We start from the raw sequence: 17,994 nt of genomic DNA, 5'->3' as shown, positions 1-17,994 counted from the left end.
TCTGCACCAAGAAGTAACCGGCCCGCATTGCTGCCCTGGAGGTCTCCGCGCTCAGGCATGCTGCCTGCGCGCGGAGGCCGCAGTGACGCCGCTGTAGCCGCGATGCGCCAGCGTCCACGCCGCCGGGCCCCGCGTCGTCTCAGTCATCAGGGCCTGCCCCGTGAGCTCCCCCACGGCGTGCGTTTTCGTCACCGCGGGACGCTTCTGAGTCCCAGCACCACCACCGGTCTGCTGGCCGAGCCGTGACGCCGGCCATCGCGAACTCGGCTACTCCGCTCCGGCGCGGCCGAGCGAGGCCATTTCGGAGCGGTCCGGGCAAACGGGCGAAGCGCCCTGCCAACCGGAGTCCCAACGCGGCTCAGTTAAAGACCTGGACTTCGCCGACGCGGCCGCCCACGGTGCTGAAGCGGGTCTCGATCCGCTGCCTGGGGCCGGTTCTGTGGTGATATGACCCGCGCTCGTCGTCGCCGAGGCGGGCCTGTAGGCGGTCGGCTCGGGCTGATCCCTAAGAGGAGCCTGGTGGGCACCCGCCGTCGTGGCTGTCACATTGTGCCGCGCCACTGGAAGAAGCGACGCCCGACCGGAGGGCGAAGAACAACGTGATGGCAGCCGTGATGGCCAACACGACGCTGAGCGCGTCAGCGAGTTCGACGACCGGGTAGGGCGCGTGCAACAGGCCGGGCACCTGGCCGCCGATCAACACTAGGCCCATGAGGAGAGGGGGCCAGAAGAAGCGCTCCAGCTCGGAGTCTTTGGGGCATGGACGAGGTGTAGTGGGACGGGGGTCGGGTCAGGCGAGGGTGGGGATCAGTGAGGCGAGGGCTGCGGTTAGTTCGGGGACCGTGGGCCGGTCGGCAGGGTCTTGACTGAGGCAGTTGTCGATAGCCGTGGCGAGCGCGTGTGGCAGGCGCCGCTGCGATGTGATCGGTGGGGCGGCTGTATCCAGTTGCGGATATTGGAGGTCACCGGTGGTGCGGTCGTACGCGGTCCCGGTTCTTTCGGTGTTTTCGGGGTTCGCGGTCTGCTCGGCATTGTAGGGCGCGTTGCCGACGGCGGTCTCGTACAGTGTGGCGCCGATGCCCCACACGTCGGCCGCGGTCGTCAGCAGGCCGCCGCGCGCCTGCTCCGGCGAGAGGTAGCTGAGCGTGCCCGTCCCGGGTGGTGCGTTTCCGGGCGGCCGGGCCACGCTGAGGTCGAGGACCTTGGCGTGGCCGCGCTCGACGACCACGTTGGCCGGTTTGAGGTCCAGGTGGAGCAGGCCCTGGCCGTGCAGGTAGTGGACCGCGGAGCACAGCTGGATCCCGAGGAGCGCCACGTCGGTGGTGGCCGGTCGGCGCCGCAGCCGGTGCAGGAGGTGGGTGAGTGTCTCCCCGGTCAGCGTCTCCTGGACGACGAGAGGCTGGGGCGCTTTGAAGATCTCGTAGGCGCGGACCAGGTGCGGGTGGGTGAAGTCGCGCAGCCACCGGCCCTCCCGCAGCAGCCGCTCGGTCAGGTGGGTGTCGTCGCGCAGGTCGGGGCGAATCATCTTGACCACGCATCGGCAGGCCCGCTGCTCGCTCCAGGAGTCGTACAGGTCAAGCCAGCCGGTGCGGTCCAGGTGCCCGAGGATCTCGTAGCCGGGAAGCGGTCGGCTGCCCGCGGGCATCGGCGGCGCCACAGGCTCCTGCGTGGCGGTCATGACCACACCGTCCCGTGCGGCGGCGGGCCCGTCTGCGTGGGGGCGGCCATGGCGTGCAGGCGGTGCAGCCGGGCGTAGGGGCCATCGCGCAGGAACAGCTCCTGGTGGGTGCCGCACTGAACGACCCGGCCCTGGTCGAGCACCACGATCCGGGTGGCGTCGCGGACGGTGAGCAGGTTGTGGGAGATCACGATGGTCGTCCGGCCGGACATGAGCCGGCGCAGCGGGTCCATGATCCGGTGGCCCGACTGGGCGTCCAGGCCGGTGGTGGGCTCGTCCAGGAGCAGCACGGGCGCGTTTCTGATCATTGCGCGGGCGATGGCCAGGCGCTGGCGCTGCCCGCCGGACAAGGTCCGGCCGCGCTGGCCGACCACGGTGTCGTAGCCGTCGGGCAGTAGCCGGATGAACTCGTCGGCGTCCGCCGCGCGGGCCGCCTCGACGATCTCCGCCTCACTCGCGTCGGGCCGGCCGTAGGCGATGTTCTCCCGCACCGTGCCGTGCAGGACGAGTGTCTCCTGCAGCACCACGGCGATGCTGTCGCGCACGTCGGACAGGAGCATCTGGCGCAGGTCGACGCCGTCGAGGCGGACGGCGCCCCGGTCGGGGTCGTAGAAGCGCAGTTGCAGCTTGGCCGCCGTGGACTTCCCCGCGCCGCTTGCCCCAACCAGCGCCAGCGTCTCGCCGGGGCAGACCTTGAAGGACACATCCGACAGGGCCCAGCGGGAGGTGTCGGGGTAGCTAAAGCACACGCCGTCGAACTCGACCTCGCCGCGTGCCCGGCCGATCCGCCGGGCGCCGGCGCGCTCGGTGACCTGGGGCCGCTGGTCGAGCAGCTCGGCGATGCGTTCGGCGGAGGCGGCCGCGGCGTAGAAGGCGGGGCCGAGGTGGGAGAGGCCGCGGACGGGGCCGTAGAGCTTGCCGATCAGCGCCACAAACACCAGCAGCCCGCCCAGGGTGAGTTGGCCCTGGGCCAGTTTCCAGGTGCCCAGGCCCATGACGGCCAGGGCGCCGCACACCTCGATGAGCTCCACCAGCGGCCGGTAGACGGCCCGGATCCGCGTCGAGGCCATCGCGGCGTGGAACGTGCCGAGGTTCTCCCGCTCGAAGCGGTTCTGCTCCCAGTCCTGCCGGTTGTACGCCTGGACCAGGGTCACGTTGCCCAGTGACTCCTCGGCGACCGCGTTGAGCGAGCCGCTGCGCCGCCTGCGTTCCCGGGAGGCCTGTTTGGTCAGGCGGGAGAAGTGGCGGGCGGCGCCCCAGAACAGCGGCACGATGACGAGCGCGAGGAGGGTGAGGTCCCAGCGCAGGTAGAAGAGCAGGCCGAGGAAGACGCCGAGCTGGAGCACGTAGTAGGCCACGTCCGCAACACCCGAGAGCAGGAACGTCTCGACGGCTTCGACGTCCCCGGTGATCCGCGACAGCACGTCCCCCAGCCGCCGCCGCTCGAAGAACCCGAGCGAGAGCCCCTGCACGTGCCGGAAGACGTCGCAGCGCAAGGCGAGCAGGAAGCGTTCGCTGACGTACGCGGAGGTCACGTCGTCGGCGAAACCCAGGACGCCGGAGGCGACGATGAGCCCTACATACGTCGGCGCGATCCAAAGGAAGGGGGAGAGGTCCCGCGGGACGAGCACCTGGTCCACCATGATCTTGAACAGCCACAGTTCAGCCGCGTCAACGAGCGGGCCCAGCAGACCGAGCAGGACCAGCGGGCCCAGCCAGCGACGGCGCCCGCGAGTGTAGGGCCAGAACCGGCGGAACACTTCACGCGGAGGCAGCGGCGGCGCGGCCTCGACCACCGCGTCCGACTCCACACCCCCCACCGACAACAGCCGCCGCAGGACACGCCTACGAAGCGGACCGGCCCCTTCGGACGCCGGTCCGCTCCGCTCCATATGCCTAGACGTGGTCAAGATCCCTCATGCGGCCCAAGCCGGTCGCCTCAGTAGCGCCCGTGCCCGCTGCGGCCACCGCGGCCACCATGCCCACTGCGGCCACCGCGACCACCGCGGCCACCATGCCCGCTGCGGCCACCGTCGCCCCAGTCTCCGCCGTGTCCGCTGCGGCCACCGCGGCCGCCGCGTCCGCCACGGCCACCGTGGTCCTTGAGGGCGGGGAAGAGAGCGTTGAAGATCGCCATGACATTTCCTCCTCAAATCTCTCCATCACCGTGTCTCACAGCAGCTACGTACCGAAACAGGAATCAGACGGCAATTTGGACAGAAGGCGGCAAACAACCCCCGCCGCAAACACGTCCTGCACCCAGCGGGAGCCCGGAGCAGGCCCTACGGCCCCCGGAGCCAGCCCTCCGGGATCACGACGATCTTCGCTGTAAACGACCTGCCCGCCGGGACCGGACAGATGGCAGCGCCCGGCACCCCAGCACATCCCGGACACGCTGCCGCATCCGAACGGACCACGGGCTGAAGCCGGAGAGGGTGGCCACCGACAGCACCTCGTACCCCATCAGCCCGTTCAAGATCCTCGGCTGCAACCTCAGCCCCCGCTTCAAGGACCTGGACGGTCAGAGCTTATGGCGCGCGCAGATGCCCGGCGTTCACGCGCAGATGCCCGGCGTTCAAACGGGCGCCTACGCGGCTCTGTCACTTCGCGAGTGAGCCATTTGGAGGTGATCCCGGGAGGCACCTTGCATGGCCCAGCAAGATCCATGCCAGTGAGTCTTGATGCCCTGGGAGGCGGACGATCCGCGTGTTCGTCGCCAGCAAAGACGGTCACGGCGTCACGGCCGCATGAGAAGTACTTGCACGCAGAACGGCCCCAGATCCGCAGCGTTGACGTGGATCTGGGACCTACCCATGCGAGGTAATGACAAACTACCCCAAACAGAACGCTCTCAGGCCATGAGTGAACGCTCAGGTTCGCAAACAGTCTTCTCGCTCCCCCACCAGCGCTGCACAGATATGCGCCATCGGCGCCCGCGCCAGGGCCCCGACCACAGACCAGACCACTGCAGGTCGGCAGACGCAGACGGGAGGGGGCGTGTGCACGCTGGTGGCCCGCTGCCGCCAGTGCAGCCGGCCCGTGTCCTCACCCCGCCATTCCGCCCCAGCGTGTGTCGGCCCGTGCCCACTCCACATCCGGCGGGACCATGACCAGCATCCAGGCGGTGCAGTGCCGCGTTGGCCCGGCTGGCTCGTCCCGGCTGCTCCAGCGCAACGAGCGGGCACGGCTCTACGGCATCAACCAGCCGCTGATCGACGGACTCCAGCGGGCTTTCACCCTCGCCGACGCCCGGCCCGACCTACTGCGCCGCGCACCAGCCGAACCCATCGCCTGACGCGGCCGCATCACCAGCAGAACACCGCTCGGGCCGCCGATGCGCCTCCCAGCAGCGCAGGGGGCTCGTAACCAAGCTGCTCATGCCTGGCCCAGCCCACTACACAGAAGGAGGCGGGGCGACAGCGATCCTGCTGCCACCCCGCCCCTCATGCACCGCCTGTCCTCAGCGGCGACCAGCCGCCTGATACCGGTCAGCGCTGGCGGTGGCCACCCCAGGAGGGCGTCGGTTCGGCCGGTTCTGTGCTCAGGGGATGTGCCGGGCCAGGCCTGTCGCCTTGGTCATCAGCCATTCGAGTGGTCCGCGCTGCTGGAAGCGCGACCAGACGGTCGCGAACACCATGGCGGCCGCGATGAAGCCGAGCAGGACGTGCAGGGGCGATCCGGGCAGTTCCTCGATGCCCAGGAACCGGATGCCGAAGAGATGGAAGACGTAGGCGGTCATCGACATGGAACCGACTGCGATAACCGGCCGGGCCAGGGACTGGAGCCGCGGGAGGGCGTCCGTCGCGGCCAGACACGCGGTCACGGCCATGATCGCCGCGCCGGTGCTGCCCAGGATCGACAGGGTGGTCTCACTGTGCGGGGAAGCAGCCATCAGCCAGGCAGGAGTGTCCCCGGACGGATAACCCGCGGTGTCGGACCACCACACGCTCGCCCCACCCCCGGCCGACGTCGACGCGCCGATGGCGTTGGCGGCGCCGGGAAAGACGTGCAGCAAAAGCCAGGACCCTCCGTAGCCGGTGATCACAAGGGCTGCACCCGTGAGGGCCAGGCGTATCCGAACAGCGGTGGCAGCCAGGTCCAGGCGCGCCACGGCCATGCCGGCGATCACGAACGGGATCCAGGTCAGAGCCGGGTAGGCGCCGGTGAAGAGCAGCGAGACGATGCCGTCGGGCCCACCGGGCGAGCGGACGTCACTGTTGCCGATCGCCTGCTGCACCACGTAGAGCACCTGGGGCAGGACGAGGGCCGTTCCTGCGGCGATCGCCGCCAGAGGGCCAGCGCCGAGCCGGTACAGCGGGAGCACGAGCAGGAAGTACAGGCCGTAGAAGGCAAGGATCACATCGACCGGGGTGCCACCCATGGTCAGGGCGGTGCCCACGGCCAGAAGGATCACGGCCCGGATCACCACCTTGGCCACTGCCTGGCGCCCGGCCCGCCCCGTCTTCGGCGCCCTGCGCCCGGTGATGAGAACAACGGCCAAGCCCGCCAGGAAGGCGAAGAGCGCGGAGGACCTGCCGTGGGCCAACTCCATCAGGAAGCCGGTCACACCACCCTGGTCAGGGTCGGGTCCCACATGAGCCGCGTACATGCCGAATACCGCGAGTCCGCGGGCCAGGTCCAGCCCGATCAGCCGGCCCGCCGGTGCCTTCCCGCTGTCACGCACGGGGGCCGGGGCGGCTACCGCAGGAGTTGCGACGTCTGAGTACTGTGTCATGCCTTCCAGGTTTGAGAGTGGGCTGATCGCCGAGTGACCGGCAGATGTCCGGGCCGCCCCCGCTATCCGGCGAAGGCCCACCTGCCGGGCGCCTGGAGCCGCTGCTCGCGGAGCCGTCCTGGTCATCCCGGGCTTTGGGCTCGGTGCAGCAGTGCAGCAGGCATGCACAGCCACCAGCCAGCGTACTTTCGAATGTACAGCCGACCGCCGCGAACGGACGGCGAGGCGGAACGCATGTGATCCAGCTCGCGGTGGTGGACGACGAGCCACTGCTCCGATCCGACTTCCGGCTCATCCTCCACGTGGCCGACGATATCGAGGACGTCGCGGCGGCGACCGGTGCCGGTCGTCGACATCGTCCGCGAGGAGCGCCCTGACATGCTACTGCCGGACATCCGGCTTCCGTCGGATGATCGGTACTGGACGATGGTTGATGCGGCCTACCGGCCCGTCGTGGAGGCGGACGAGTGGCTGCTGCACGTCCGGCTGGGCCGTGACTGCGCGGAGAGATCACGGAGGCGTACGCGCGGTCGATGGGACTGTTCCTGGAGTGGTGCTCGGCGGTCGGCCAGAGCTGGCGTGATACGCCTGGCCAGTTCGGCCGGTTCGTGTACTGGCTGCAGCGCTACAACCCGGACACTCCTGCCTACGCCCCGGTGCGTATCTTCCTGGCGCGCAGCGGGTAAATGCGGTGCTGGCCGCGGTGCGGGAGAGTTCCATGCCGCACTGCCGCCACGCTCCGCATCACCACCGCGGACTACAGGCAGGGCTCGGTTGCTGTCCCACACGCTGACTTCCACGGCGTGCGGTGTCGCGGTCAGGGTGAGCAGGCAGCAGCCTGGTGCGTGCGGCAGGCGTTGGTGACCAGCTCGCTCACCACCAGTTGCACCGTCTGCTGATCCTGTACGTCCACGGGCCGTCCGAAGACGGCCTGCGTCTGTCTGACGAAGGTGCGGGCGACGGCGCGGGCCTCGGCCACGCGCGCCAGATCGCCGTCGTAGGCGGCGGACACGGTGAGCGGGTCATCACCGAGGCGGAAGACAGGCGTATCGGCGGCGACGGTATTGAGCTGACCAGTTTCGTAAGTCCGCGGCCGTGTGATCAAGCGGTCTACGGGCAGACGGGATCGAGCCCGAAGCCGTCGCGCAGGTGGTCGATCACCTTCTCGGCCTCGTCCGGGGGACGGTCGAGAGCATGTGACGTCACAACGGCCGGCCGTTGTCTCACGTCCTGTCACGCGCCCTGGGACCCGGTGGTGAGGAGGCCGGCTCGCTTACCACGGCAGCTGGCAACGCCCAGGACGTCCGACCATGGGGCCGACCCAGCAGGAGACGAGCAGCAGGCCGCCGATGCGCAGCAGAAGGAGCGCGAGGGTGACGGCGAGGGCCTCGTCGTCGAGAACCAGCTTGGCGAACGGCGGTGACACGGGGCAGCGGCCCGGGCCGGTGGCGGGTGGTGGGGCCGACCCGGGACGCCTCACAGTCATGCTCAGGCAGCAGTGTGTGCGTGTCGGGGCTACCGCGCCGTCTGGATGATCACGCCGAGGAGGAGACGGTGCTCCGGACCGCACGGGATACGGTCCGGGCACTGCGGGGCCGGCCTGCTGCAACCGGGGCACGCGGACCGGCCAGTCGTCACCGCAGCCCGGACCAGAGCAGTGATGGGGGCTACGGCGACGCGCCGACCACCAATACCACGGTTGCCACCGCCGTGTCCCCGGGCGTGCGTCACAAGTCGCCGTCGCAGACGCCCTGGGCCCAGGTCCCGGTGACCTGAGGCAGTCCGGGGCGGGCGCCAGCCAACGCCCACCGACGCGCCGCAACGCTGAGCCCGCAACGCCACGCCGGCCTCGACGCCCTCGACATGCGCTGGTAGAGGGGCGTCCGCCTGCCCACCGTGGACTTCCGACGTGACAGCGTCCGATGACATCGGGTAGCACTCAGCTTCATGTGCTTCGGTCGCTGAGGGCATCGTGGGCCTGGTCACGTAGCAGTGGATGGCGCGCACGCCGCCTGAACCTCGGCAGCTCTGGAAACAACTCACGATGGCGTCAGCGCATCGTCCAGCGAGTCGTAGATCGAGAAGACGTGATGCAGGCCGGTGAGCTGGAAGATCTTGTGGATCTCCCGTCTGGTGATCACTAGTCTCAGTTCGCCCTCGTGTGTACGGATGCGCTTCAGGATGCCGACGAGAACGCCAAGGCCCGTCGAGTCCATGAACGTCACCCTCCGCAGATCGACGATGAAGCGGAGCCGACCCTGCTCGATGAGCTTCACCAGTACACGCGGTCAGGCCAGGCGTGAGCAGTTGCGGCCACTTGATGAGGATGTGGCGAGGTTGCCGAGGAGCTCGATGTCGGAGAACCGGCCAAGAGCCATCACCTGTCGGGCGGCAGGTAGTTATGGAGGACGCGGAAGGGCCCCACACGGTCTTCGAGGTTTTCACCGGCGTGCTGGTCCCGCGGGGTGATGCCGTCGCCGAGCCGATGAGCATGGAGGAACGCGTCCAAGCCGCTGGGATACCAGGACTCGAACCTGAACTGACGGAACCAGAAACCGTCGGGCTGCCAATTACCCCATATCCCACTTGCCCCGAAGACCGCGGGAGGTCGGCTGACCGGGGCGGGCCCGTGTCGGCCACCGAGCATCTGACCTGGATGGTGACCCACAGCGCCGTGCGGGCAAGCCTCCTTCCCTTTCAGCCGGGGATATCGGCCGTGACGAAGATCGTGCGCGGTAAGTGGCCGGCCGATGAGCGCTGGCTGCTGAGGGCCACCGAAGACGAATACACAGCCGCAGCCCGGGCCCTGGCGACCTGCCAGGTGGGCAAGGACATCGCCGAACGGCTCAACGACCAGGAGACCGCCGAGCTGCTCGCCATACTCAGCCGGCACGACGAGGTGCTGCTGGAGACCAGCGAGGACAACCTCGCCCGACGGGCCAGGACCGTGGCAGCGGCCACCGAAGCGCCCCCGCCCCGGGGACAAGCCGCCGAAGACGGCAGTCTGCTGCAGGCGATCATGCACAGAGCGCGGGCGGCCAGGACCCGGCTGCGGGCCGTGCTCCACAGGGTCACCAGACGCCCCAGCGGCCCGGCCCAGGAAGCCCGGCGGAAGATGCCCGCCGCCACCCGTGTAACCGACAAGGTGAAGGGCGCGATGACCCGCGAAGAAGCCCTGCCCATCCCCGGCTTCAGCCAACTCAGCGTTGCTGAAATCCAGCAGCCCCTGCGCGGCCTGTCCCAGAAGGAACTGACAGTGATCGAGGGCTACGAACGCGCACACGCCTACTGAACGCCATCCGGCACCCCAGCACAGCCGAGCCCTGGACCCGCCACGACGCACCCGAACACATCACGACGCACCTGCACGACGTGCCCGACGACGGAACCCGACAAGTGCTGGAGTACGAACAACAGCACCAACGCCACCCGCAGACCATCTCCGCAGCTCAGGCACGCATACACACATAGCGCTGCGTTACTGCCGAGCCTGCTGGACCCCTTCGTCATCCGCCACTACACCGCTGAAAGCGGCCCCGCGCGGGTCGTGTGAAATCACGCGGAGGCAATGACGGAACGAGCATCTGCGGCAAGGCCTGCTCAGTGCACTCAAGGTAATGCGAGAGTGACGGGGTGGAATCGCCTCAGACGTGTCTGGGTGTATAGACCCTGTCCACACGGGTAGGTGGCAAGTGAACGCCGAATCGGAAGCCACTCGGACCGAAGGACGACCTGCCAGGGCCCTCGGCGAGCTACGACGAATTCTCTTCCCACGGCTAAGTGCGATTCCTGTATCCGCACCCGACACTTTCCGCACCACGTTGGTTTCGCACAGTTTCTCTCCGCAAGGAGTTTTCGTCTCGGAGTTCGCCCCGGCCGAGGCAAGGAGGGCAGGAGGCCTGACTTCCGGTGGGTGAGGAGGACACAATGGCCGGAAACCATGAAGAGCTGCCGGACGAAGGTCTATCCATTCCGGAGGACCACCAGATGACCGCCGGCGCCGCACCGCCCGCTGAGTCAGGCGTTTCCGAACTCGGGCCCCCACAGGCAGCCCCACGGAGGGGCTGGCGCCCGACACCGTTGACCCCCGTACTGGCGGTGTTTGTCATGGTCCTACTTCTGGTGGTGGCGCTGGCGATCTTCCAGGCCGTGAGGTGAGGACACGTCCCGGGCCGTAGGGGACGGTCAACGGGCTGCCTCTCGATGGCGTCTTCGATGGTGGTGACGTCGGTGTCCGCGTCGGGTGGCTGGTTCCTCAACCACCACGCCTTCTCCGGTCCAGCGTCGGCCATCGCCGCTGTGGTGTGATGCGGGCCGGCGAACGTGAGACCCGTAGCGCCAGCCTGGTCACGGCGTCAGCGGCGTGGCTCTCGGGGTAGGTCCCGCTCGGCCAGCCAGGTGGCCACCGCATCGCGCTCGCGTCGCTCCGCGCGGGCCGCGGCGGCGGCCTGAGCGGCATTGCGCTGAGCGTGACCCACACCGCCGTGCGGGATGATGGCGCGCAGACTGCGCTTGACCTGCTCACTGATGGCGCTCAGCAGGTTTTCCAGTGATCCGATCGGCATGCGTATTCCTCTGTAAGACGTCATCTCCGAGGCCTGGCGGGCGCCGGAATGGGCACAGCAACCTTCAGTACCTTTCGACCGCAAAGCTAGCGGATAGGGAGTTTCGCTTCCCGCTGGACGGACACCAACGGCCGAACATGTCACACATCGCGACTCCGGTTGATCGTGAGCTCGTATGCCGGAATTGGCGCGGTGTCGTACGGCTTCACGAGTTAATTGAGGGAGGGCGATCGGAGTACTTACTTATCATCCGATATTTCCACTCGCGGGGTCTGTGACGGACCATGAAAAAAGGGGGGGTGGGATGTAGGCGGTGATGGGGATGAAGCGTTCGATCCAGGTCGGAAGCATTCGAGGATTGGAGATTCGGGCTCACTGGAGTGTGCCGCTCGTCATGCTCTTCTTCGCGTACGGTCTGGCCCGGTGGACGCTGCCCGGATATGCGCCGGGTCTTGCACCGGTGATCTACGCGGTCGTCGGTGTTGTCGGTGCTTTTCTGTTGCTGGTGAGTCTGGTGGTGCACGAGGCAGCGCATGCACTGATGGCCGCGGCAGGGCCGGGATCGTAGTGCGGGATGTGACGCTGTGGGCGCTGGGTGGACTGACCCGGATGGATCGGCCGACAACCGCCCGGACGGCGTTCAGCGTCGCCGTCAGCGGGCCGGTCGCCAGCCTGCTGCTCGGCGGTATCTCGCTGGGCGCGGCGGCCGGGGTGGAGACGACGCTGAGATGGCGAGTCCCGGTTGCCGTACTGGCCTGGCTCGGGGACACGAACCTGCTGCTGGGTGTCTTCAACCTGCTGCCCGCCGCACCCTTGGACGGAGGGCGGCTGCTTCAGGCCGTGGTCTGGTGGCGTACGGGCGACCGCGAGCGGGCCCAGCGGGCGGCCGGGCGCAGCGGGCAGGTCATGGGCATGGCTCTGGCCGCGGTGGGGTGGCTGGTCTTCTTGAGGGGCATGACCGGCGGACTGTGGCTGATGCTCATCGGCCTGTTCGTGTCCACTGCCGCCGGGGCCGAACGGCGGTGGGCCGAGCTGGTCACATCCCTGCGCGGCGTCCGGGTGGGCCAGGCGATGACCACGCCGGTGGTCACCGGACCCGACTGGCTGACCATGGGCCGCTTCCTGTCCGAAGTGGCCGCCCAGGCCAGGCACTCGGTGCTGCGGTTGCTGGACTTCGACGGCCACCCAAGCGGCGTCGTGCGGCTGCGCCGACTGGCTGCCGTGCCGCCCGGGCAGCGGGAGCTGCTGCGTGCACGGGACGTGGCAACCCCGCTGTCCCGCCCATCCTGGTCATGGATGACGGCCGGCTGGACGGGATTCTCACTGCCCACGACATCGACCAATCTCGCCGACTCCTGCGAGACCCATCAGCTCGGCGCGGGGCCCTTCATCACAGTGAGTTATTCGCTGGGGCGACGAATGCATCGACAGCCGTGCATCGCGCGAGCAGGGACCGCGACCGGTCGGGCGACGGCAGCCGACGAGGACCGAGCCAGGCAGTGGGACCTCAGTGGCCAGGTCCGTTTGCCGGTTCGAGCCGGACCACATCGAATTCCACCTGGACATCATCGGCCAGCCGCAGTGCGCCCAGGAACGCGGTGTAAGGCCTGATTCCCCAGGTGGACTGCGTGACGGTCGCCCAGCCGCGGACCAGTCCGTCGCCGTTACCCTTCCCATGCACCGTCACGGGGCGGGTGAGGCCCTTGATGGTGAGCTCACCGTAGATCTCGAAGGACTGCGCAGTCCCCGCGATGCCGGTGGAACGGAAGTTGATCAGGGGGTGCTCTGCGGTGTGCAGCAAGGCCTTGTCCCCCAGAGTCCGTTTGATCTCGGCTCGGTCGGTATCGGTCAGCGGTTTCAGCCCACCCGTTCCCTCCCGGACTTCCAGCGAATCCGCCTCAACCGTCACATCGACCCATGATCTGTCGGGGTCGCCTGCGACAATCACCGCCTCGCCGGACCACCGGGTGACCTCGATCGTGAGGTCGTGCCCCGCCTTGCGACCCAACCCGGCCCGACCAGTCTTGATCAACAATCGGCCGTTCGACGGCCCCAGCCTGTACTTCCCCCTGTCAGCGTCACAGCGCCGAGAGTATGGGGCGAAAAACAGCCGGGCCATCGAGGCAAGCAATCGGCGTGTCCCACATTCCACTGCCTCGGCGCGATGCTTCGCATTCCCCATGCCGAAGTCCCGAGTGGCGACGGGGACAGCGGCGAGCCGTGGCTGCCCGAGCTGCTGTTTGCTTCATCTGCGGCGGCTGGCCCGCAGTATCTGGCCCAGGGCGCGGCGTATCGGCGCGGGCAGCTGGTGGTCGGCAGTCGTGGCCACCAGCTGCTGGGCGACGGTGTGCAGTTGGACGTTGCCGTGCTGGGAGACGGCCATCAGCACCGGCCAGGCTTCGACAGACGTGCAGCGGCCGATCGCCATGATCATGCCGCGGGCCTGGTCGATCAATGGCCGGGATGCGAGAGCGTGACGCTGCTGCGCGTTCTCCTCGCGCAGCAGCGCCAGCTCCGTGGCGATCTCGCCGTCCGTTTCCGGCTCGGGCTGGTCCGCAGCAAGGTCGGGGCGCTGGGGCGTCACGGTTGCTCCCATTGCCGGGGTGGTCTGCCGCCAGTGGCTACGGTGGTTAAGCATGTGGGTCGCGACCCTGAGGGCCCAGGGCGGAGTCGATGTCGCGTTCCAAGGCGAGGTCGCTCAGGGCGATGACGCCGACCCGTCGACCGTTGTCGACGACCGGGAGCCGGCTCAACGCCTTGGACCGCATCAGCTGCACGGCTTGGTCGACATCGTCGTCGGGCGCGACGGTGACCAGCTCGCCGCTGCACGCCTCGGCCACGGTGCGACTGGCCCCATCACTGCCGTCGGCGAAAATGCACACGGTCAGCTCCTGGTCGGTGACCAGCCCGCGCAGTCGGCCGTTGTCGACCACCAGCACGGCGCCGATGTTCTCGTCCCGCATCACGGTGGCGACCTTCTGCACCGACGTGCTTGGTCCGATGCCTGCTGCAGCGATCTCTCGGCGCCAGCGAGCCGATCATGGGAGCAAAACCACCCCGGGTGCCGGGGACGTCGCCGACGCCGATCAGATCCCGCAGCACCGCGGAGTGGGTCATCAACAACACTGGGCTCCGCCGGCACCCTCACAAAATGTAAGGAAGCGGCGCACAGCTCCCGCGCCGCTTTCCCCCTCTCCGCTCCCCGACTGAGCCGTCGACTGAACGAGCGCAAGCTGGCTGCCGGGCCAGCAGCCGCCTCACTGAAACTCCACCCCGCCAGCCGCAGACAATGTTCTGAGCCTGCGACCCCTCTTGACCCCTGCCCGATCTCGAAGGTGGCATGCTCACCTTCCGTCAGCTCGCGCTACCCACTGTCCTTGATCTCTATACCGAGCAGTCCGCGGAAAACCCCAGTCCGCTTTCGGGGGCTTCCCGAGCCCGCTTTCGCGACTGCCGTCGCGGCTGTGCGCGACGGTCATCGCGCACAGCCATTCTCCTACTCCTCGGCTTCTTCAGCCCCGGCCTCCTCCGCCGCGCTGGTCGCCGGCTCTTCAGCCCCGGCCTCCTCCGCCGCGCTGGTCGCGGGCTCTTCAGCCCCGGCCTCCTCGGCTGCGGTAGCGGCGGGTTCTTCAACTCCCGTCTGCGCCGACTCGGGGGTCGGCTCTTCGCCCTGCTCAGGGCCGGCCTCAGTCGTGGCCTGCGACTCCTCGGGGGTGGTCTCCGCCTCTGTCCCTTCGGCCGCAGTGGGCTCCTGCTCGGTGTCGCTCACGTGCTCACCGCCTTCCCGTACTGAAAGCAGGAAGAGGCTCCAGGGTCGCCCGGTCGGGCGACCGTCATTTGCGGAATTCATTACTCATGATGTCACCGAACAAGGCGATTTGAGGCTTATCACGAGGCCAGTCGGAATACATCGGAAATGTGCCGTAGGCCGCTGTGATCAACCCCGACGGCTGGCGGCGGGGCGCGTGAGGCACCATGCCGAGCGGCCGCGTCGTCGCCGGGCCCCACCTGCCGCTGGGAGCGGACGGAGATGTTGCGGGAGCGGGCCAGCCTCGGGGGTGGAGGGCCGCGCTCGACGTCATGGGTGAGCGCGGTCGGACACGGAAAGGCGGCACCTCGGTGCCGGGCCTGTTCGGGTGCTTGGGTCAGACGACGCGGATGTTCTCCGCCTGGGGGCCTTTCTGGCCTTGGGTGACGTCGAACTCCACGTGCTGGCCCTCCTGCAGTTCGCGGTAGCCCTGACCGGCGATGTTGGAGTAGTGGGCGAAGACGTCCGGGCCGCCGCCCTCCTGCGCGATGAAGCCGAAGCCCTTCTCCGCGTTGAACCACTTCACAGTGCCCTTGGCCATGCCTGTCTCCTTCGAGGGTGTTCGGCCCGCACGGTGCTGCGGATCCGGAGGTGATCGCCCTGGTCCGGAGAGGGCTGCGCAGCAAAGCGCCCGCGGGCAAAGTGACCGCGGGCGAACGACTTCGGAACCACGACTGCTCTGTTGATTACGCTAATCCCTTTGCCGGGGCACTGCCAGGTCCAAACCCCGCCAGCCCCGTCGTGCGCCGGTGCAGGCACTGCCGCGAGCCGTTGAAGGCGACCGCCCGCAGCGACGCTCCGTTCTGAGCCTCGGCTCGTGGTGGCGTCCGGACTTGCGGAAGTAGACCGCGACCAACCCGTCGGCGGGCGGCCGGGTCAGACCGTGCGATGTGGACAGCGACCGCACCGAAACCGCGGCGGGCGTACAGCCCCGGGGACCACGCGGACGCCTGCCGGACGCGAGTCAGCAGCATGGGGGTGGAGGTGCCGCGCTCGACGTCATACGTCAGAGCACTGTGGCGGACAGGCGGTCCCGGCCGGTGTCCGGGCGGACACGTCCAGCGTCGCAGTCCGGGTGGCTTCGTGTGGTTCTCCGAGGGCGAGAAGATGGAGCACGGGCGACGGCTGACCAAGACGTCACCTTCGTCTTCACCCTCAACAATCCCTTCGGCATCGTGCCGACCCACCCTCTAGGCTGGAGGCCCCACACCGCCACCACCGAGGGCTATCCCGCCGTTTCGTGTGATCATCAGGAAGGTGCCCCACCGTGCCTGACGCCACCAGCCTTCCGCCCGCCGGCTGCGAGGTCGCCCGCGTGGACGGAGTGTTCTACGGCGACACCGGCGGCACGGGCGACGGCTCCAGCATGCCGGTGGTGCTACTGCACGGCTTCCTGTTCGACCAGAGCATGTGGCGTGCTCAGGTCGCTGCGTTGAGCGCGCGCGGTCATCGGGTCATTACCGTCGACCTCCCCGGCTTCGGCGCCAGCGCCGTACCGGAGGAGCCGGCGACGATGTCGGCCTACAGCACCGCGGTCGCGGCGATCATCGACCAGTTGGCGCTGCCGCCGGTCGCCCTGGTCGGCTACTCCATGGGAGGCCAGGTCGCGCTGGACACCTACGCCGCCCGCCCCGATCTGGTCACACGCGTGGTCCTGGTCGACACCGTGGCGCACACCGACCTGCCCGAGGTCGCCCAGGGGCGTCGGGATCTGGCGGCCCGGCTCGAGCGTGAGGGCATCCGCCAGTACGCCGAGGAGTTCCTGCCGCAGCTGCTGCGCCTCGACGGCGCTTCCGCGGCGGCGGTCATCCACGCGCGCACCATGATGCGGGCCGCCGATCCGGTCGGGGCCGCCCGAGCGTTGCGTGCCCGTGCCGACCGCCCGGACTACGGGCCGGTGCTCGACGCCTGCCCGCTCCCGGTGCTCGTCGTCGTCGGCGAACACGACCCCTTCGACCAGGGACGCTTCGGTGCCGGGATGGCCGAACGGGCGCCCTACGGCACGCTCGAGGTGGTCGCAGGTGTCGGCCACACGCCGCCCCTCGAAGCGCCCGACGTCTTCACCGGCCTGCTCGCACGCTTCGTCGGCAACTGAGGGGGCGCCACCGGCGACATCAGGCCGCTCAGGGCGACCGTTGCCTGGCCACGAACGCGCCGCTCCCGCTCCAGCACGAGGCGCACCGCTGCTCCGACCAGCAGCCCCCAGAACGCTGCTCCGATGTGCCACACAGTGATGTCAGAGACCGTGACAAGGAAGGTCACCAGCGCCCCGGTGGCGTAGGGGCCGACGAACGTGGTCTGGAACGCTCCTTGGAGCGGCTTGAGCATCGCCAGGCCCCCAGCGCCGCGACGTACGCCGCGGGCATGGTCGTGATGACCCGGACCATGCCTGGGGCGAGGAGACCGAACCCGATCGCGAGCACCCCGCGCCAGATCGCCGCCGTGTAGTGGCGACGTGGCTCGCCCGAGGCGGTGACGAGAGTATTGGTCGGCCCTGCCAGACACGTCGAGGCGCCGCCGAACGGCGCGCTGAGGAGTGATGTCACGCCGCAGACGGCGGTGATCTGGTTCATCCGCGGCTCGTGCGCGGCACTGCGTAGCACCGCCATCCCCTGACCGTTGTGCACCAGAAGGACGGTGACCAGCAGCGGAATGGTGAGCTGGACGAAGGCCGAGCCGGTGAACCTCGGAGTCGTCCAGACCGGGTGCGCCAGCCAGCGGCCGGAGAGTCCGACGCCCGTGTGATCGCCGAGCAGGACGGCGACGGCGCCGAGCGCCAGTGCCACCAGGACGGCGGGCCGCCACCGAGCCAGACGCGGCACCGCGCTGACCACGATGAAGGCGATCACCATCGGCCCGGCCACTGCGAGGTCGGTGTCGACGGCCCGGACCAGATCAGTGCCGAAGCTCAGGAAGACCCCGCCACCATTGCCATCACGATCGGCATCGGCAGCAGTCGCATCACGCGGTCGACCTGACCGCTCAGCCCCAGCAGCACAAGCAGCGCCGCCGCCATGCAGAAGCCGCCGACGACCTCGGGCCACGTCGTACCGGCGGACCTCGCCTGACCGACCACCACGGTGCCCGGAATGGTCCAGAAGTAACCAACGGCTGCCGGCTCAACAGCGACGCGACTATGGTGAGGACGCCGTTGAGACAGAACACAGCGCTCACCCAGGAGGCGACGACGGCGCTCGAGAGGCCGGCC

General features: G+C 68.7%; 21 protein-coding genes, 1 tRNA gene and 1 pseudogene. 8 read left to right on the top strand and 15 right to left on the bottom strand.

The features are described 5' to 3' along the window. Positions 1 to 790: 790 nt before the first annotated feature. Positions 791 to 1,678: a serine/threonine-protein kinase gene (locus BZY54_RS22810; protein ID WP_086727194.1), complete on the bottom strand. Its 888-nt coding sequence runs from the start codon at positions 1,676 to 1,678 to the stop codon at positions 791 to 793. Continuing rightward, complete coding sequence (locus BZY54_RS22805; RefSeq protein WP_244217289.1) at positions 1,675 to 3,489, bottom strand: ABC transporter ATP-binding protein; 1,815 nt, start codon at positions 3,487 to 3,489, stop codon at positions 1,675 to 1,677. Before BZY54_RS22805 ends, BZY54_RS22810 begins: the two co-directional genes overlap by 4 nt. A 624-nt stretch (positions 3,490 to 4,113) precedes the next feature. Between BZY54_RS22805 and BZY54_RS22795 the strand changes: the two genes are divergently transcribed. Both BZY54_RS22795 and BZY54_RS22790 read left to right on the top strand, forming a co-directional pair. Further along, entirely contained in the window at positions 4,114 to 4,293 is a 180-nt protein-coding gene (locus BZY54_RS22795; protein WP_086727191.1) for a hypothetical protein, read from the top strand. A 491-nt stretch (positions 4,294 to 4,784) separates the two neighbouring features. Beyond that, positions 4,785 to 4,973, top strand: coding sequence for a hypothetical protein (locus BZY54_RS22790; RefSeq protein ID WP_244217288.1), 189 nt, complete (start codon positions 4,785 to 4,787; stop codon positions 4,971 to 4,973). Positions 4,974 to 5,219: 246 nt separating this feature from the next. Here BZY54_RS22790 and BZY54_RS22785 read toward each other — a convergent pair whose 3' ends face one another. Continuing rightward, a complete protein-coding gene (locus BZY54_RS22785; RefSeq protein WP_086727190.1) occupies positions 5,220 to 6,413 on the bottom strand; it encodes a DUF418 domain-containing protein in 1,194 nt (397 codons plus the stop codon). Between the two features lie 122 nt (positions 6,414 to 6,535). Next, positions 6,536 to 6,769: a hypothetical protein gene (locus BZY54_RS22780; RefSeq protein ID WP_143668099.1), complete on the bottom strand. Its 234-nt coding sequence runs from the start codon at positions 6,767 to 6,769 to the stop codon at positions 6,536 to 6,538. Between the two features lie 177 nt (positions 6,770 to 6,946). Here BZY54_RS22780 and BZY54_RS50980 point away from each other — a divergent pair, with 177 nt between their 5' ends. Beyond that, positions 6,947 to 7,099 carry a hypothetical protein gene (locus BZY54_RS50980; protein WP_158103899.1) on the top strand — a complete coding sequence of 51 codons (153 nt, stop codon included), beginning with the start codon at positions 6,947 to 6,949 and terminating at the stop codon, positions 7,097 to 7,099. A 131-nt stretch (positions 7,100 to 7,230) separates the two neighbouring features. Here BZY54_RS50980 and BZY54_RS22775 read toward each other — a convergent pair whose 3' ends face one another. The 4 genes from BZY54_RS22775 to BZY54_RS22765 form a co-directional block, all read right to left on the bottom strand. After that, on the bottom strand, positions 7,231 to 7,518 hold the full coding sequence (locus BZY54_RS22775; RefSeq protein WP_143668098.1) for a hypothetical protein: 288 nt from the start codon (positions 7,516 to 7,518) through the stop codon (positions 7,231 to 7,233). Between the two features lie 168 nt (positions 7,519 to 7,686). After that, positions 7,687 to 7,839 (bottom strand): hypothetical protein, encoded by a 153-nt coding sequence (locus tag BZY54_RS50975; RefSeq protein ID WP_158103898.1) that lies wholly within the window; start codon positions 7,837 to 7,839, stop codon positions 7,687 to 7,689. A 613-nt stretch (positions 7,840 to 8,452) separates the two neighbouring features. Beyond that, positions 8,453 to 8,689, bottom strand: a complete 237-nt coding sequence (locus tag BZY54_RS22770; protein ID WP_244217287.1) for an STAS domain-containing protein — start codon at positions 8,687 to 8,689, stop codon at positions 8,453 to 8,455. 237 nt (positions 8,690 to 8,926) lie between these two features. Continuing rightward, positions 8,927 to 8,998, bottom strand: a tRNA-Gln gene (locus BZY54_RS22765). A gap of 131 nt (positions 8,999 to 9,129) precedes the next feature. On the opposite strand from BZY54_RS22765, the gene BZY54_RS22760 reads away from it, so the two are divergent. Then, on the top strand, positions 9,130 to 9,705 hold the full coding sequence (locus BZY54_RS22760) for a hypothetical protein (RefSeq protein ID WP_143668097.1): 576 nt from the start codon (positions 9,130 to 9,132) through the stop codon (positions 9,703 to 9,705). Between the two features lie 635 nt (positions 9,706 to 10,340). Beyond that, complete coding sequence (locus tag BZY54_RS55500) at positions 10,341 to 10,571, top strand: DUF6480 family protein (RefSeq protein ID WP_425276301.1); 231 nt, start codon at positions 10,341 to 10,343, stop codon at positions 10,569 to 10,571. Between the two features lie 197 nt (positions 10,572 to 10,768). Here BZY54_RS55500 and BZY54_RS22750 read toward each other — a convergent pair whose 3' ends face one another. Beyond that, positions 10,769 to 10,978, bottom strand: coding sequence for a hypothetical protein (locus tag BZY54_RS22750; protein ID WP_086727184.1), 210 nt, complete (start codon positions 10,976 to 10,978; stop codon positions 10,769 to 10,771). A 322-nt stretch (positions 10,979 to 11,300) separates the two neighbouring features. Here BZY54_RS22750 and BZY54_RS55105 point away from each other — a divergent pair, with 322 nt between their 5' ends. Both BZY54_RS55105 and BZY54_RS55100 read left to right on the top strand, forming a co-directional pair. Continuing rightward, positions 11,301 to 11,546, top strand: a complete 246-nt coding sequence (locus BZY54_RS55105) for a zinc metalloprotease (RefSeq protein ID WP_341868700.1) — start codon at positions 11,301 to 11,303, stop codon at positions 11,544 to 11,546. A gap of 41 nt (positions 11,547 to 11,587) precedes the next feature. Next, positions 11,588 to 12,589 (top strand): site-2 protease family protein, encoded by a 1,002-nt coding sequence (locus BZY54_RS55100; protein ID WP_341868699.1) that lies wholly within the window; start codon positions 11,588 to 11,590, stop codon positions 12,587 to 12,589. On the opposite strand, the gene BZY54_RS22740 is transcribed toward BZY54_RS55100, so the two are convergent. The 5 genes from BZY54_RS22740 to BZY54_RS22720 form a co-directional block, all read right to left on the bottom strand. Continuing rightward, complete coding sequence (locus tag BZY54_RS22740; RefSeq protein WP_244217286.1) at positions 12,486 to 13,010, bottom strand: YceI family protein; 525 nt, start codon at positions 13,008 to 13,010, stop codon at positions 12,486 to 12,488. The genes BZY54_RS55100 and BZY54_RS22740 overlap by 104 nt on opposite strands. A gap of 213 nt (positions 13,011 to 13,223) precedes the next feature. Next, positions 13,224 to 13,562 carry an ANTAR domain-containing protein gene (locus BZY54_RS22735; RefSeq protein WP_244217285.1) on the bottom strand — a complete coding sequence of 113 codons (339 nt, stop codon included), beginning with the start codon at positions 13,560 to 13,562 and terminating at the stop codon, positions 13,224 to 13,226. Positions 13,563 to 13,608: 46 nt separating this feature from the next. Then, complete coding sequence (locus BZY54_RS22730) at positions 13,609 to 13,980, bottom strand: CBS domain-containing protein (protein ID WP_341868702.1); 372 nt, start codon at positions 13,978 to 13,980, stop codon at positions 13,609 to 13,611. Between the two features lie 494 nt (positions 13,981 to 14,474). Beyond that, the gene (locus BZY54_RS22725) at positions 14,475 to 14,747 is read right to left on the bottom strand and encodes a hypothetical protein (protein WP_086727181.1); all 273 of its coding nucleotides are present in this window, start codon (positions 14,745 to 14,747) and stop codon (positions 14,475 to 14,477) included. Positions 14,748 to 15,123: 376 nt separating this feature from the next. Continuing rightward, the gene (locus BZY54_RS22720; protein WP_086727180.1) at positions 15,124 to 15,327 is read right to left on the bottom strand and encodes a cold-shock protein; all 204 of its coding nucleotides are present in this window, start codon (positions 15,325 to 15,327) and stop codon (positions 15,124 to 15,126) included. 726 nt (positions 15,328 to 16,053) lie between these two features. On the opposite strand from BZY54_RS22720, the gene BZY54_RS22710 reads away from it, so the two are divergent. After that, positions 16,054 to 16,881, top strand: a complete 828-nt coding sequence (locus tag BZY54_RS22710) for an alpha/beta fold hydrolase (protein ID WP_208640726.1) — start codon at positions 16,054 to 16,056, stop codon at positions 16,879 to 16,881. On the opposite strand, the pseudogene BZY54_RS55495 reads toward BZY54_RS22710, so the two are convergent. Beyond that, positions 16,782 to 17,862: pseudogene (locus tag BZY54_RS55495) on the bottom strand (benzoate/H(+) symporter BenE family transporter). The gene BZY54_RS22710 and the pseudogene BZY54_RS55495 sit on opposite strands and share 100 nt — an antisense overlap. Positions 17,863 to 17,994: the final 132 nt, after the last annotated feature.

Source organism: Streptomyces carpinensis (assembly GCF_002154505.1).
GTDB classification, from domain to species: Bacteria; Actinomycetota; Actinomycetes; order Streptomycetales; family Streptomycetaceae; genus Streptomyces; species Streptomyces carpinensis.
Note: the sequence above shows the minus strand (reverse complement) of the source record. Positions and strands in the feature narration are given on the sequence as shown.